The 14,801-nt window shown below is 36.2% G+C and carries 11 protein-coding genes; all 11 read left to right on the plus strand.

Annotated elements, in window-relative coordinates; translation table 11 throughout:
* Positions 1-328: 328 nt before the first annotated feature.
* The 11 genes from J8281_RS06865 (at position 329) to J8281_RS06915 (ending at position 14,762) form a co-directional block, all read left to right on the plus strand.
* Complete coding sequence (locus J8281_RS06865) at positions 329-1,744, plus strand: glycogen synthase (protein ID WP_210196873.1); 1,416 nt, start codon at positions 329-331, stop codon at positions 1,742-1,744.
* Entirely contained in the window at positions 1,741-3,012 is a 1,272-nt protein-coding gene (locus J8281_RS06870) for a glucose-1-phosphate adenylyltransferase (protein WP_210196874.1), read from the plus strand. Before J8281_RS06865 ends, J8281_RS06870 begins: the two co-directional genes overlap by 4 nt.
* Positions 3,013-3,078: 66 nt before the next feature.
* On the plus strand, positions 3,079-5,001 hold the full coding sequence (gene glgB, locus J8281_RS06875; RefSeq protein WP_210196875.1) for a 1,4-alpha-glucan branching protein GlgB: 1,923 nt from the start codon (positions 3,079-3,081) through the stop codon (positions 4,999-5,001).
* A gap of 188 nt (positions 5,002-5,189) precedes the next feature.
* Positions 5,190-7,592, plus strand: a complete 2,403-nt coding sequence (locus tag J8281_RS06880) for a glycoside hydrolase family 31 protein (protein ID WP_210196876.1) — start codon at positions 5,190-5,192, stop codon at positions 7,590-7,592.
* Positions 7,593-7,880: 288 nt separating this feature from the next.
* Positions 7,881-8,702 (plus strand): M48 family metallopeptidase, encoded by an 822-nt coding sequence (locus J8281_RS06885; protein WP_210196877.1) that lies wholly within the window; start codon positions 7,881-7,883, stop codon positions 8,700-8,702.
* Positions 8,703-8,950: 248 nt separating this feature from the next.
* Complete coding sequence (locus tag J8281_RS06890; RefSeq protein WP_210196878.1) at positions 8,951-10,279, plus strand: MFS transporter; 1,329 nt, start codon at positions 8,951-8,953, stop codon at positions 10,277-10,279.
* A gap of 300 nt (positions 10,280-10,579) precedes the next feature.
* Complete coding sequence (locus J8281_RS06895; RefSeq protein WP_210196879.1) at positions 10,580-11,059, plus strand: lipocalin family protein; 480 nt, start codon at positions 10,580-10,582, stop codon at positions 11,057-11,059.
* Positions 11,060-11,076: 17 nt separating this feature from the next.
* Positions 11,077-11,769, plus strand: a complete 693-nt coding sequence (locus tag J8281_RS06900; protein ID WP_210196880.1) for an OmpA family protein — start codon at positions 11,077-11,079, stop codon at positions 11,767-11,769.
* Between the two features lie 65 nt (positions 11,770-11,834).
* Entirely contained in the window at positions 11,835-12,983 is a 1,149-nt protein-coding gene (locus J8281_RS06905) for an NAD(P)/FAD-dependent oxidoreductase (RefSeq protein ID WP_246849019.1), read from the plus strand.
* Positions 12,974-13,693 (plus strand): methyltransferase domain-containing protein, encoded by a 720-nt coding sequence (locus J8281_RS06910; protein WP_210196881.1) that lies wholly within the window; start codon positions 12,974-12,976, stop codon positions 13,691-13,693. Before J8281_RS06905 ends, J8281_RS06910 begins: the two co-directional genes overlap by 10 nt.
* Before the next feature lie 16 nt (positions 13,694-13,709).
* Entirely contained in the window at positions 13,710-14,762 is a 1,053-nt protein-coding gene (locus J8281_RS06915) for a type III polyketide synthase (RefSeq protein WP_210196882.1), read from the plus strand.
* Positions 14,763-14,801: the final 39 nt, after the last annotated feature.

The following is a 14,801-nucleotide window of genomic DNA, read 5'->3' on the forward strand; positions in this document are numbered from 1 at the left end:
CCATCGTCTTCAAAGGAAAGGAGCCAAAAGTCTCCCCTTGAGGGGAGATTTAGAGGGGTGTAAGCCATCACTGATCATAAATATCCCGAAAAGTAGTATCTGAGATTTAGATGAGTAACCCTATTTATAAATATTCTACTGCATAGCTCTTTTAAAAGTAAATTACCGGCAATTCGTGATGATACGACATTCGCTTATTATATTTTTATTAAATCTTCATTTTAAAGCGACTATTTTTAGATATTTTGAAGTGTTATTACCCTTCTTTTTTATAGCTTAGAAGAATGTTATAAACTCGTATTAATTTCTAATATAGTTGCTATTTTTAATGACTATTCTTCATGTAAGTTTTGAATGCTATCCAATTGCCAAAGTAGGAGGTCTTGCAGATGTGCTAGGGTCATTACCAAGGTATCAAAATAATTTTGGCCATAGTGCACATGTTATCATGCCTTTTATTGATAATGACTTCACTAAAAAAAGTGAATTTGAAAAATTTTATGCAGGAGCTATTGTTATGGGAGATCAGCGCATAACATATACTGTATTCAAGCTTACTTCACCCGATTTGGGATTTACAGTATATATGGTGTACATCCCAAAACTTCTTGATCGCTCGAGTGTATATGGGCATCGGGATGAAGCAGAACGGTCTGTCGCATTTCAACTTTCGGTTTTGGATTTCATAAATAATGCTATGCAGCATTGTGATATTGTTCATTGCCATGATCATCATACCGGTTTTGTTCCATTTTTAATGACACATGGGCAAGGCTACATGAACCTTCGAAATATCCCCACTGTTTTTACTATTCATAACGCGCAATATCAAGGACAGTTGGGATATGATAAATTAAATTTACTGCCAAATTTTGATCGACAAAAGATTGGATTATTAGATTGGGATCAACGTGTTAATCCGTTAGCCGCAGGAATCAAAAATGCCTGGAAGGTAACTACAGTTTCACCTAATTATATGAAGGAACTACAGAACAATGCCAACGGATTAGAGCGATTACTACAAAACGAAAGTAAAAAATGTAAAGGCATTCTTAACGGAATAGACACGGCTACCTGGAATCCTGAAACCGATGCTATGCTGGTAAAAAATTATAAGATAGGTACACTGGTTTCAGGAAGAAAAGCCAACAAAAAATGGCTCTGTGATCATTTTGATTTAACATTCAATGCTCCGCTTTTTGCCTTTATAGGGCGATTAGTACATGAAAAAGGCGCAGATTTACTTCCCGAAATTATTGAAGAATCCATGAGCAATACCAACATTAATTGCATTGTTTTAGGATCAGGACACCAAGATACCGAAGAAAAATTACGTTCGTTAAAAGATGTATTTAAACATCGATACCATGCGCATATTGGCTACAACGAACAATTATCTCATAGGATTTATGCAGGAGCAGACTTTTTGTTAATGCCTTCTAGAGTAGAACCCTGTGGCCTTAATCAAATGTATGCTTTACGATATGGTACTTTACCCATAGTTCGAAGAACAGGAGGATTAAAGGATACCGTGATCGATATAGGTGATGGGGGTTTTGGTATTTGTCATGATCAGGTCCTGGTATGGGATGTTTGTTATTCAATTAAAAGAGCCCTTGCCCTCTATGAAAATCAAAATGCATATAAAAAGTTACAAAGACAAATTATGAAGATCGATCATTCATGGGATCGATCAGCGCAAGAATACATTAATCTATATAATTCTCTTATACCACCAAAATGATCAACAAAAAAGTCTTAGCTATTATTCTGGGAGGCGGTCAAGGTACCCGTTTATATCCTCTCACCGAAAAAAGATCCAAACCCGCAGTATCTATCGCAGGTAAATATCGATTGGTAGACATACCGATCTCAAATTGTATTCATTGCGATATCAAAAGAATGTTTGTACTTACTCAGTTTAATTCGGCATCTTTAAATAGACATATTAAAAACACGTATGTTTTTAGTTCTTTTAGTAATGCATTTGTTGATATTTTGGCAGCAGAACAAACTCCGGATAATAAAACATGGTATCAAGGGACTGCAGATGCGGTTCGGCAGTCAATGCATCATTTACTTAATCACGAATTTGAATACGCCTTGATCCTGTCTGGCGATCAGTTGTATAAAATGGATTTTGATCAAATGTTGAAAGAGCATATTCAAAAAGAAGCAGACATTTCTGTAGCAACGCTTCCTGTAGTTCCTAAAGAAGCTACAGAATTTGGTATTTTAAAAACCGATAACGAGAGTTTTATTACATCTTTTACCGAAAAACCAAGCCTGGACAAACTACCGGGCTGGGAATCTGAAGTGAGTGATGAAATGAAAAGCGAGAATAGAGAATATTTGGCTTCGATGGGGATTTATATCTTTAATAAAGATTTGCTTATCGACATTCTTTCTGATCCTGATACTGTCGATTTTGGTAAAGAAATCATTCCGCAATCCATTGGTACGCATAAAGTATTAGCCTATCAATATGAAGGGTATTGGACAGATATTGGTAATGTAGGTGCTTTTTTTGAAGCCAATATTAGTTTAACCGATGCTATTCCTAAGTTTGACTTGTTTAACAAGGTCAGTTCTGTCTTAACCCGACCCCGTATACTGCCTCCATCCAAAATTTCAGGAACTTTAATTGAAAAATCGATGATTGCCGAAGGATGTATTATTAATGCGAAAAAAATAGAGCGCTCTGTAATAGGAATACGATCCAGAATCGGGAAAGAAACTGTGATACGGAATACCTATATGATTGGTAGCAATACTTATGAAGATGTACTTGAACTAGAAGAAAATAAAACTAAAAACTTACCTTCTTTTGGAGTCGGTGAGCAATGTGCTATTAATTACACTATAATTGATAAGGATGCCAGAATAGGAAATAACGTAACAATTAATGGGGGAGCACATTTAGAAGATACAGAAGAAGATCTCTATGTGATTAAAGATGGAATCGTAGTCATAAAAAGTCGATCTATTATACCCGACGGTTTTGTGTTGTAGAAAAGATACCTGCAAAAATAAAAGTAGTAATCTCTATTTATGTTTACGAAAGCTATACCGTAGAATATGAGTACGACAGTTGCACATAGTTTTTTTTCAGAATTTGATGTTAATCTATTCAAATCAGGTACACATTATCGTTTGTACGAAAAATTTGGCGCGCACACAACGATGGTTGATGGGGTAGCGGGAACCTATTTTGCCGTTTGGGCACCAGCAGCTAAGTCGGTTTCTGTGGTAGGAGATTTTAATTATTGGACAGAAGGGGAGCATCTACTCAATGTACGATGGGATAAATCAGGTATTTGGGAAGGTTTTATACCCGGAGCCACCAAAGGAGACGTGTATAAATATAAAATACAATCGCATCTAGACGTAAAAACTGAAAAAGTAGATCCATATGCACGTAGATGTGAGCATCCGCCAAAAACAGGATCCGTAATTTGGGATGATGACTACTACTGGCAAGACAAAACCTGGATGAGAACGCGTAAAAAACACAATGCACTCGATGCTCCTTTCGCGGTTTATGAAGTACATCTGGGTTCATGGAAAAAAAAGGTAGCAGAAAACAGATCACTTTCGTATCTAGAACATGCAGACGAGCTGGTGTCTTATTGTAAAGAAATGCAATTTACACATGTCGAAATCATGCCGATTATGGAACATCCTTACGATCCGTCATGGGGATATCAAATCACAGGATATTTTGCGCCTACTGCTCGTTTCGGGTATCCTGAAGAATTTAAGTCTCTCATTGATAAGCTCCATCAAAATAATATTGGTGTCATTTTAGACTGGGTACCCTCTCATTTTCCAGAAGATGCTCATGGATTAGGAGGTTTTGATGGCACTTGCCTGTATGAACATCCAGACGAGCAGAAAGGATACCACCCCGATTGGAAAAGTCTGATTTTTAACTATGGCCGTAATGAAGTACGAAGTTTTTTGATAAGTAATGCAATATTTTGGCTGGATCAGTATCATATCGATGGGTTACGGGTCGATGCGGTAGCTTCGATGCTGTATTTGGATTATTCTAGAGAAAAAGGAGAATGGCAGCCCAACATATATGGCGGTAGAGAATACCTTGAGGCTATTTCTTTTTTAAAAGAACTCAATAAAGAAGTGTATGCAAGTTTTCCTGATGTGCAAACTATTGCCGAAGAATCAACCTCGTTTCCTATGGTGTCTAAACCTACCTATTTGGGCGGACTCGGCTTTGGTATGAAATGGATGATGGGTTGGATGCACGACACCTTACATTATATTGAAAAAAAACCTATTCATCGTTGGCATCATCAAAATGAGCTTACCTTTAGTATGACCTATGCGTTTTCTGAAAATTTTATGCTACCGCTATCGCACGATGAAGTAGTACATGGCAAGAGAAGCCTACTCGGAAGAATGCCCGGTGATGAGTGGCAACAGTTTGCCAACTTTAGGTTGTTATACAGTTTTATGTATACCCACCCCGGTACAAATTTAATTTTTATGGGAGGCGAGTTCGCACAACGAGAAGAATGGAAATTTGGGCATAGTCTGGATTGGCACCTACTTCAATATGAGTATCATTCAGGTGTACAAAAGCTAGTTCGAGAGCTTAACATACTCTACAGAACCTATCCTGCCCTGTACCAAAAACAGTTCAGCTCAGATGGTTTTGAATGGATAAGTCATGAGGATACCACCAATTCGGTAATTACCTACGTTCGCTATGGACATTTGATAGAGGACACACTAGTTATTGCATGTAATTTTACTCCCGTTCCCAGAAAGAATTATACAATTGGTCTTCCAGAGAAGGTTCAAGCATTATATCAAATTTTTAATAGTGATGACAAAAAATATGGCGGTAGTGGGTATACGAATTCAGAAAAAATTAAAATCACAAATACACATTGGAACAATCGTTCTAAGTCTGCTGAAATTTGTATTCCACCCCTGGGTGCAGTCATCTTCAGTATAAAAAACGAATGTAGAACATAACCTATTTTTAGTAATTCTAAAGCTATAAATTAACTATTGTAAAAACCTGAAAATTAAAGATTGGTTAATATATAATATCGCAAACGTTTTCGTTAATTTTTCTTGATAACTAGTTATAAAATTCATTTTTAAATACAGTAAGTTGTCGTTTTTTTATAGAACGCAAGGCTAAACAAAAAGTAATACATATGATCATCAATACAGAACTAGAACAAAAAGGAAACTTATTTCCGGGTGCAATTAATAGTTTCGCCCAAGATGTCGATAAGATCAATTTTACTACAGAAAATGGTGTTATACTTCAGGTTACTATTATTCGAGGAAGTGTTATTCGATTTAGATATGCAACAGATCTTAATTTTGAAAAAGATTTTTCATATGCCATTAGTGAAGATGGAGCAAGAGGATATAGTAAATTAGAGGTAGAAGAGCGGGATCATGAGTATGCCATTATTACCTCACGTTTAGAAGTAACCATTGGTAAAGAAAACCTCAGTTCAACCATAAAAGATCTAGAAGGCAATGTAATCTGTAGAGATGATTGGGGGTATCATTGGGAACAAAGTTATGAATTTGGCGGCAATATTGTAAAAATGAGTAAGTCTGCTCCTCAAGGCGAATGTTATTATGGTCTGGGGGATAAACCTATGCATCTCAACCTCAAAGGTAAACGAATAGAGAATTGGGCAACAGATCAATATGCGTTTGGAAAAGATCAGGATCCGCTATACAAAAGTGTGCCGTTTTACATTGGCATGTATCAGGAACGAGCTTATGGAATTTTCTTCGATAATACATTCAAAACTTTTTTTGACTTTTGTCAGGAACGTCGCAATGTTACTAGTTTTTGGGCTCAGGGAGGGGAGATGAATTATTACTTCTTCTATGGTCCCAATATGCAAGATGTGATTACGCGGTATACCGATTTAACAGGTAAACCAGAATTACCACCATTATGGGCACTAGGTTATCATCAATGCAAATGGAGTTATTATCCTGAGAGTAAAGTGAAAGAGGTCACTACCAAATTTAGAGCATTACAAATACCATGTGATGCCATTTATCTGGATATTGATTATATGGATGGGTTTAGGTGCTTTACATGGAATAAAGAGTATTTCCCTGATCCAAAACGAATGGTAGCAGAGTTGGCAGAAGAGGGTTTTAAAACTATTGTTATTATCGATCCCGGAATAAAAATAGATAGCGAATATTGGGTATACCAGGAAGCGATGCAGAAAGACTATTTTTGTAAACGAGCCGATGGTCCCTATATGCGGGGAAAAGTGTGGCCTGGCGAATGCTATTTTCCAGATTTTACCAATCCCGAAGTACGAGAATGGTGGTCTGGACTATTTAAAGAAATCATTGACGAAATAGGAGTAAAAGGAGTTTGGAACGACATGAACGAACCGGCAGTGATGGAAGTTCCCGGTAAGACATTTCCGAATGATGTAAGACACAATTATGAAGGAAACCCTTGTAGTCATAGAAAAGCACACAATATTTATGGTACACAGATGGCACGGGCGACCTATGAGGGGGTGAAACGGTTTGCCTATCCTAAAAGACCGTTTATCATCACACGATCTGCATATTCGGGCGCACAACGCTATACATCTTCTTGGACGGGTGATAACATTGCTACCTGGGAGCATTTGTGGATAGCAAATATACAGGCGCAACGTATGAGTATGAGCGGTATGTCGTTTACCGGTAGTGATATTGGAGGATTTGCAGAGCATCCTACAGGAGAATTGTATGCACGATGGATACAACTGGGTGTATTTCATCCATTTTGCAGAACGCATTCATCAGGGGATCATGGTAATCAAGAACCTTGGACTTTTGGAGAAGAAGTGGTTAATGTAACTCGTAAATTTGTTGAACTGCGCTACCAATTGTTACCTTATTTATATACGATGTTTTGGGAATATGCCGAAGAAGGTATCCCGATGCTGAAACCTTTAGTATTATTTGATCAAGCAGATTTACAAACTCATTATAGAACCGATGAGTTTATTTTTGGAAATCAATTGCTGGTTTGCCCTGTACAGGAACCTAATGCCAAAGGTCGAAGAATGTACATTCCTCGTGGGAATTGGTATAATTATTGGACTCGCGAATATATTAAAGGTGGAATGGAGCAATGGGTAGATGCAGATCTGGATACCATTCCATTATTCGTTAAAGAAGGAGCCATTATTCCCAAATATCCTGTACAGCAATATGTAGGTGAAAAGAAAATCGAAACACTACAATTAGAAGTATATTACAAATTAGGTAATAAAGAAATTTCAAAAGTTTTTGAGGATGCCCAGGATGGCTATGATTATGCTAAAGGCAGATTTAGTTTACGAAGTTTTTCTTTTACGGGTAAAGAAAAAGAACTTATTATTCAACAACATAAAAATGGAAGCTTTATTACCGAATATGAGATGATAAAGATTGAATTTATCGGACTCCCTTTTGCAGTCCAGGAAATCGAAATCGATAATGAAGTCGTTGCGTTAAATAGCATTCAGTTTCAAGAAAGTGAAAATACTATCGTAGTGCGTAAAGATTTTACCGAATTGCACATTGTAGGCTAATATGATACCCATAAAAATGAATTACCTTCGAGGCAGAGCTTTTAGAGGTATCAGAATCAAGACCATTTTACTTTAAGAATCTAGAAACTAGATTATCTTTTTGTCTTAGCTCTTGGCTTCAAAAGTCCTAATGTAAAAATCTCATTTATAATGGTTTTGAACTCCCCATTTTCGTTATGCCCAGAATAAGATTGAACTTATGGATTGAGTCAAATTTAAAGTCAATATTATTAAAATACAGTTGTGATTTTCGTAATTTTATGACGTAATAATTCATTAAACGATATCATGAACTATAAAAAAATAATAGGATTAGTGATAGTGCTTTGTAGTATTGCATCGTGCAAAACGAATCCTTTCACCGGAAAAAAAACATTGGCATTGGTATCCAATTCACAAATTTTACCAATGGCATTTCAGCAATATGATCAATTTTTGAGTCAAAATAAAGTGATTAAAGGTACTTCTCAGGCTCAAATGATTAACAATGTTGGGCAAAAGATAGCAAAGGCTTCAGAACGGTGGCTAAATGCTAATGGATATCAAGGTTATCTTAAAGACTATAGATGGGAGTACACTTTGGTACAGGATGATGCTGTAAACGCCTGGTGTATGCCAGGAGGTAAAATTGTCTTCTACACAGGGATCATGCCAATAGCTAAAGATGAAACCGGAGTAGCAACCATCATGGGTCATGAAGTAGCTCATGCACTCGCTAATCATGGTCAGCAAAGAATGAGTGCAGGTCAATTGCAGCAGGTTGCCGGCGTGGCTACTTCGGTTGCGATACAAAATAAAAGCGCACAAACCCAACAAATTATTGGTACTGCTTTTGGTTTGGGGACTCAGTTAGGAGTAATGCTTCCGTTTAGCAGAAGTCATGAAACCGAGGCCGATCGTATCGGTTTACAGTTAATGGCGATAGCGGGATACGATCCTGATGAGGCGGCAAACTTATGGAGACGCATGAAAGCAAATAGTGGTGGGCAAGCACCTCCAGAATTTCTAAGCACACACCCATCTAGTGATACGCGCATCCGAAATCTTACAGCATGGGCTCCCGCAGCAAAGGCGGAAGCACGCAAATTTGGAGTAACGCGCTTTAAATAATTGTAAAGTTTCTATTTGTTAAAAAGATTATAACTATTTTAGAAGCTGTTCTGAGTTTTTCAGAGCAGCTTTTTTAATAAATGAATATCCGTAATTTAATCTAAACGGTTTGCGTCAAGCTGAACTCGTTTCAGCTTCTCATTTCAATGTACTGAAAATATACTTAATGAGATCCTGAAATGAATTCAGGATGACTTCTCAGTTAAATTTCAGGTATAATAACGGACAATCAATTTTAATAATACTATATGAGTAAAACACTTCCGAAAGGACATAAAAAATTGCTTAATGCCTGGGCTTTTTACGATTGGGCAAATTCTGTATACAATTTAACCATCTCATCTGCAATCTTTCCTATTTTTTGGGGAGCACTAACGATTATTCGAGACGATCAGGATCACATTATAAGCGATACCGTTCGGTTTTTTGGGTATGACTTTAACAATGATTCTCTTATTAGTTATGTTACCGCGTTGGCATTTTTGGTAGTATCATGTATTAGTCCGTTGCTTTCTGGTATTGCCGACTATGTTGGAAATAAGAAAAATTTCCTGAAATTTTTCTGCTACCTGGGTGCATTGTCATGCATAGGTTTATACTGGTTTTCTTTAGAATTTCTATGGTTTGGTTTGTTATGTTATTTCTTAGCGCTTATAGGTTTTTGGGCAAGTTTGGTTTTTTATAATTCCTATTTACCTGATATAGCATTTCCAGAACAACAAGATGCCATTAGTGCCAAAGGGTTTTCGATGGGATATATTGGGAGTGTATTGTTACTGATCATTAATTTAATCATGATTTTGAAATTTGAATGGTTTGGATTTGAAGATGAAGGTACACCTACTAGACTATCCTTTGTGATGGTAGGAGTTTGGTGGATAGGATTCAGTCAATACACCTATTATTATTTACCCAAAGGAAACAAAAAAGATGTACTCACAAAAGCAGTACTTTTTAATGGTTTTAAAGAACTTAAGACCATATGGAACAAGCTACAAAGTAATCTGAAATTACGACGGTATCTTAGTGCTTTTTTTGTGTACAGTATGGCCGTACAAACCATTATGCTTATTGCTACCTATTTTGGGATTGAAGAATTAGACTGGGGTGAACAAAATGCAACTACTGGTTTAATTATAAGTATACTTTTGATTCAATTGGTAGCGGTAGTAGGCGCAACGTTAACCTCTAGAGCTTCTTCAAAATTTGGAAATATTCGAACCTTAATTGCCATTAATATGATTTGGATCGGTATATGCATATACGCATACACGATTACAACCCCATTTCAATTTTATATTGCTGCGGCAATAGTAGGCTTGGTTATGGGAGGAATACAAGCACTATCCAGATCCACATATTCAAAATTATTACCTGAAAATGCAGTTGATACTGCCTCTTATTTCAGTTTTTATGATGTTTCAGAAAAGATTGGAATTGTTATTGGGATGTTTTCTTACGGAATCATTGCTCAACTAACAGGAAGTGTACGGTATTCCATTTTATTTCTTATTTTATTTTTTGTCATAGGTCTTTTCTTGTTATACAGGATACCTAATCGAAATGCGCAAGGATAAGAGATAACAATTTTCTTAAATGAGACAAATTGCCTTTTAAGGATGCTATAATTTTGTATAACAAATGTTTAAAAAATTCAAATACATAAATAGAATGATTTTACTTGCAAGATAAACTTAAAAAAGGTAAATCTTCATGACCATACCATAGCGCAAAAAGTATAAATTCCAATTGAACTCTTAAAAAAGTATTTCGTCTATTTTATTTCATTTATTTTACGCTAATATTCGGTTTTAATAGAAATATTATAGAATTTGAAGCGTTATCAACAATAATTTTAATTTAGTAAACCAACAACAATGAAAAATCTAATAGTACTGCTGGCCGTTATTGTGCTAGCCTCTTGTAATACTGCGCAACAAACAGTAATTGCAGCAAAAAAGACTTTAAAAGGAGAGTGGTCTCTTGATAATATTAGTTATGATCGTAGTGGTATCTTTGATGTTAACTTATACAACGATGCTTCTGCAGAATGTTTTACAGGTAGTACCTGGAAATTCATTCCTAACAACAATACAGGAAAATACATGATCAATAAAAGTGAATGTATTGCTACAGGAGCACGTAATTTTAGATTTACAATTCCTAAACCAGAATCAGACGGGATGTATTACTTCATGTTCAAACCCATCAATGAAAAGAAAAAGAGCACCAATAACAATGCAGGCTATAGAATGGCTTTACAACATCTTGATGATACTACAATGACCTGGGCTATGACGGTAAGTTTAGAAGGAAAGCCCTTTGTTATTACAATGAATTTTAATAAATTACAATAAACACAAATCCATTAACAATGAAACAAGTTTTTAAAAATATAGGAATTACATTCATGGCTGTAGCATTTTTATGCAGCTGTGAAGCCACAAGAAATGCAAATAATACACAAAAAGGTGCAGTAATTGGTACTGCGGCTGGTGCAGTAATCGGCGGAATCATCGGTAATAATGTTAAAAAGAAAAATTCTGCCTTAGGAGCTGTTATTGGTGGTGTAGTAGGAGGAGTTGCCGGTGGTGTTATCGGTAAGCAAATGGATAAACAAGCCCAAAAGATTGAATCAGAAATACCAGGTGCAGAAGTAACTCGAGTTGGCGAAGGAATTGACGTAGTATTCGACGAAAATAGTGGGGTTTATTTTGCTACTAATAAATCAAATATCAATTCGAAATCACAGGCTAACCTTAATAAACTGGCTGGTATATTTAAAGAGTATCCAGATACCAATATCATCGTAGAAGGGCATACCGATAATACAGGTGATGACGCCTATAATATGACGCTTTCTCAAAAAAGAGCAAATGCGGTTACAGAGTATCTTGTATCGCAGGGCATTAGTCGAAGTAGATTAACTACGTATGCACATGGTGAAACGCTTCCAAAATACGATAATGGAACTGCAGAAGGAAGAGCTAAAAACAGAAGAGTAGAGCTTGGTATTGTCGCGAATGAAAAGATGAAAAGAGATGCACAAAATCAAGTAAAACAATAATTGTTTTTTTAACACATTTTAAAATCCCGATAAATCGTATCGGGATTTTTTTATGCTTCAAATTTATGTATCTTCCCCTTATGATTTCTCATACACAAATTGTGATCATAGGTGGTGGTTTAGCTGGTTTAACAGCTGCAATTCATCTGGCAAAAGCTGGTATTTCGGTCATTTTAATTGAAAAAGACACCTATCCCAGGCACAAAGTTTGCGGAGAGTATATTTCTAACGAAGCGCTATCGTATTTTGAATTTTTAGAAATCGATCTAGACATTTTGAATCCGGTTAAAATTTCAGAATTTGTAATCAGTACTCAAAAAGGTCATACGATAAAAAGTAAACTACCTTTGGGCGGATTTGGAGTGAGTCGTTACACTCTAGACAACTATTTATGGCAACAAGCCGCAAAAACCGGAGCACAATTACTTAATGATCAGGTCATAGAGGTGCACTATAAAAAAGATCAATTTACCATCAAGACCAGCACCGGTATCGTACTGCAAAGTGATTATGTCTTGGGTGCGTATGGTAAACGCTCGATACTCGATAAATCCTTGCAAAGAGATTTCAGTTTTAAAAAATCGCCATGGCTCGCGGTTAAAGCACATTACAAAGCGAATTTTCCCGAAAATACGGTAGCCTTGCATAATTTTGAAGGCGGATATTGCGGACTTTCAAAAGTAGAAAATAATAGAGTGAATGCTTGTTATTTAGTGAGCTACGATAGTTTTAAGAAATACAAAGCGATTGAAACCTTTCAGCAAAAAGTAATGAGTAAAAACCAATATTTATGTGATTTTTTTAATGAAGCCGAACTAATCTTTGATAAACCAATTACGATCAGTCAAATTAACTTTGATAAAAAAAAGAATATTCAAAACCATATTATCATGTTAGGAGATGCTGCCGGATTAATACATCCTCTATGCGGTAACGGAATGGCTATGGCTCTTAAAAGTTCACAAATCATATGTGAGTTACTCATTCAAAATAACAGTACAATTGTAGCGCAAGCAAGAAAGAAAATTGAAAATCTATATGTGCAACAATGGAATCTTTCTTTTTCGAAAAGGCTGTATGCAGGAAGAATTTTACAAAAAACACTACTGAATACACATTTACAAACAGCCGCCTATTTTACAGCCTCTGCCATACCATCTATAGTACCAAAAATTATCAAACAAACACATGGAGAACCAATCGTATGCCTGTAAACTTAGACCATAGAAGTAATGAGCCCGAACTTATGGATAATCCAGAACTAGAAGATAGTGCGTTGCAAACAGCTTTAAAAGATCTCTCTAGAGTTAATCGAATGTTAGGAGGAAATACAATTACGATAAATGCAGTTCACGAACTCATCAAAGGCAGGACTACTGGCGAAGAAATAACCATTGTGGATTTGGGATGTGGCGACGGAGAAATGTTGCGTGCCTTAGCACAATCGTTTCGAAAAAAAAACCTACACGTTAAATTAATAGGAGTTGATTTGAACGAAAAAAGTTTAGCCTATGCAAAAAAGCAAAGTACGGCATATCCCGAAATATCCTATGCCAAATTAGATCTTTTGCATATTCAAAATTCATCATTTTATTGTGATGTGATTATTTGCACATTAACACTACATCATCTCTCATGTAAAGAAATCGAAAATGTTTTAAGAAAATCGGTTACTTTGGCGCGTACAGGAGTCATCATTAATGATTTGCATAGAAGCAAAATTGCGTATTATCTGTTTAAAATATTCAGTTTATTTTTTATAACAGGAAAAATTGCGAAATATGATGGTTTAATTTCTATTAAAAGAGGATTTAAAAAAGAAGAATTGATACAATACACACAAGCATTGGGGTTAACCAAATACCGAATTGACTGGAAATGGGCTTTTCGTTATCGCTGGATTATTGACACCCGATGCATGTAGTTAAAAATATATAAATTTGGAGGTTAGAATTACGACGGTAGCAAAAGAATTGCCACCATATGTTAGAGAGACTCAAGAAATATTACCTTTCGTTTCCCAATGGTTATCGGGTCAAGAAGATCGTTTTAGGCGTAAAGTGTTAAAAATTTTTGAAAACGCAGCTGTTCACAAACGCTACGGAATTATGAGTATCGAAGAAGTATTTACTGCTACATCTTTTGAAGCAAAAAATGATATCTATATTCGAGAAGTTAAAAAACTGGGTACTGCAGTCCTTAAAAAAGCGCTGGAACAAGCAAGTTGGGAGGCTACATCTCTAGATTATATTATTACAGTAAGCTGCACAGGTATCATGATTCCCTCGCTCGATGCTTATCTGATTAACGAATTGGGATTAAAACAAGACATTATTAGGCTACCGGTTACAGAAATGGGTTGTGCAGCGGGAGTTTCGGGGATTATCTATGCCCGAAATTTTTTACAATCTAATCCAGGGAAGCGCGCTGCAGTGATTGCAATTGAATCACCAACGGCTACCTTTCAATTAAATGATTTCAGTATGACTAATATGGTAAGTGCTGCTATTTTTGGAGACGGAGCGGCGTGTACATTGCTTTCTTCTGAAGATGATGCTAAAGGACCAAAGATTCTCGGGGATGAAATGTACCATTTCTATGATGCCACTACGATGATGGGTTTTCGTCTTACGAATGGTGGTCTTCAAATGGTTTTAGATCAAGAAGTCCCGGCAAAAATCGCAGCACATTTCCCAAAAATCATTCACCCATTTTTAAAGAAACACGGAAAAACAATCAAAGACATTGATCATCTTATATTTCACCCAGGGGGTAAAAAGATTGTTCAAACCGTAGAAGAACTCTTTTTACACCTGGGTAAGAATATTGAAGATACCAAAGCGGTATTACTAGAGTATGGTAATATGAGTAGTGCAACGGTCTTGTATGTTCTGGAACGTTTTATGAATAGACACCCATCACCAGGTGAGACCGGACTTATGCTTAGTTTTGGACCAGGTTTTTCTGCACAGAGAATAGTGTTAGAATGGTAGTCGATGATTATAACAAGCGGTTACTAATTTAATCGTGAT

It is taken from the genome of Aquimarina sp. U1-2, from assembly GCF_017897595.1.
Lineage (GTDB): Bacteria > Bacteroidota > Bacteroidia > Flavobacteriales > Flavobacteriaceae > Aquimarina.

What these genes read in the sequence shown, in the direction of transcription:
- J8281_RS06895 (WP_210196879.1), top strand. Translation starts at nt 10,580, where the DNA reads ATGAAAAATCTAATAGTACTGCTGGCCGTTATTGTGCTAGCCTCTTGT.
- J8281_RS06865 (WP_210196873.1), top strand. Translation starts at nt 329, where the DNA reads ATGACTATTCTTCATGTAAGTTTTGAATGCTATCCAATTGCCAAAGTA.
- J8281_RS06880 (WP_210196876.1), top strand. Translation starts at nt 5,190, where the DNA reads ATGATCATCAATACAGAACTAGAACAAAAAGGAAACTTATTTCCGGGT.
- J8281_RS06900 (WP_210196880.1), top strand. Translation starts at nt 11,077, where the DNA reads ATGAAACAAGTTTTTAAAAATATAGGAATTACATTCATGGCTGTAGCA.
- J8281_RS06885 (WP_210196877.1), top strand. Translation starts at nt 7,881, where the DNA reads ATGAACTATAAAAAAATAATAGGATTAGTGATAGTGCTTTGTAGTATT.
- J8281_RS06890 (WP_210196878.1), top strand. Translation starts at nt 8,951, where the DNA reads ATGAGTAAAACACTTCCGAAAGGACATAAAAAATTGCTTAATGCCTGG.
- J8281_RS06905 (WP_246849019.1), top strand. Translation starts at nt 11,835, where the DNA reads ATGTATCTTCCCCTTATGATTTCTCATACACAAATTGTGATCATAGGT.
- J8281_RS06870 (WP_210196874.1), top strand. Translation starts at nt 1,741, where the DNA reads ATGATCAACAAAAAAGTCTTAGCTATTATTCTGGGAGGCGGTCAAGGT.
- glgB (WP_210196875.1), top strand. Translation starts at nt 3,079, where the DNA reads ATGAGTACGACAGTTGCACATAGTTTTTTTTCAGAATTTGATGTTAAT.
- J8281_RS06910 (WP_210196881.1), top strand. Translation starts at nt 12,974, where the DNA reads ATGCCTGTAAACTTAGACCATAGAAGTAATGAGCCCGAACTTATGGAT.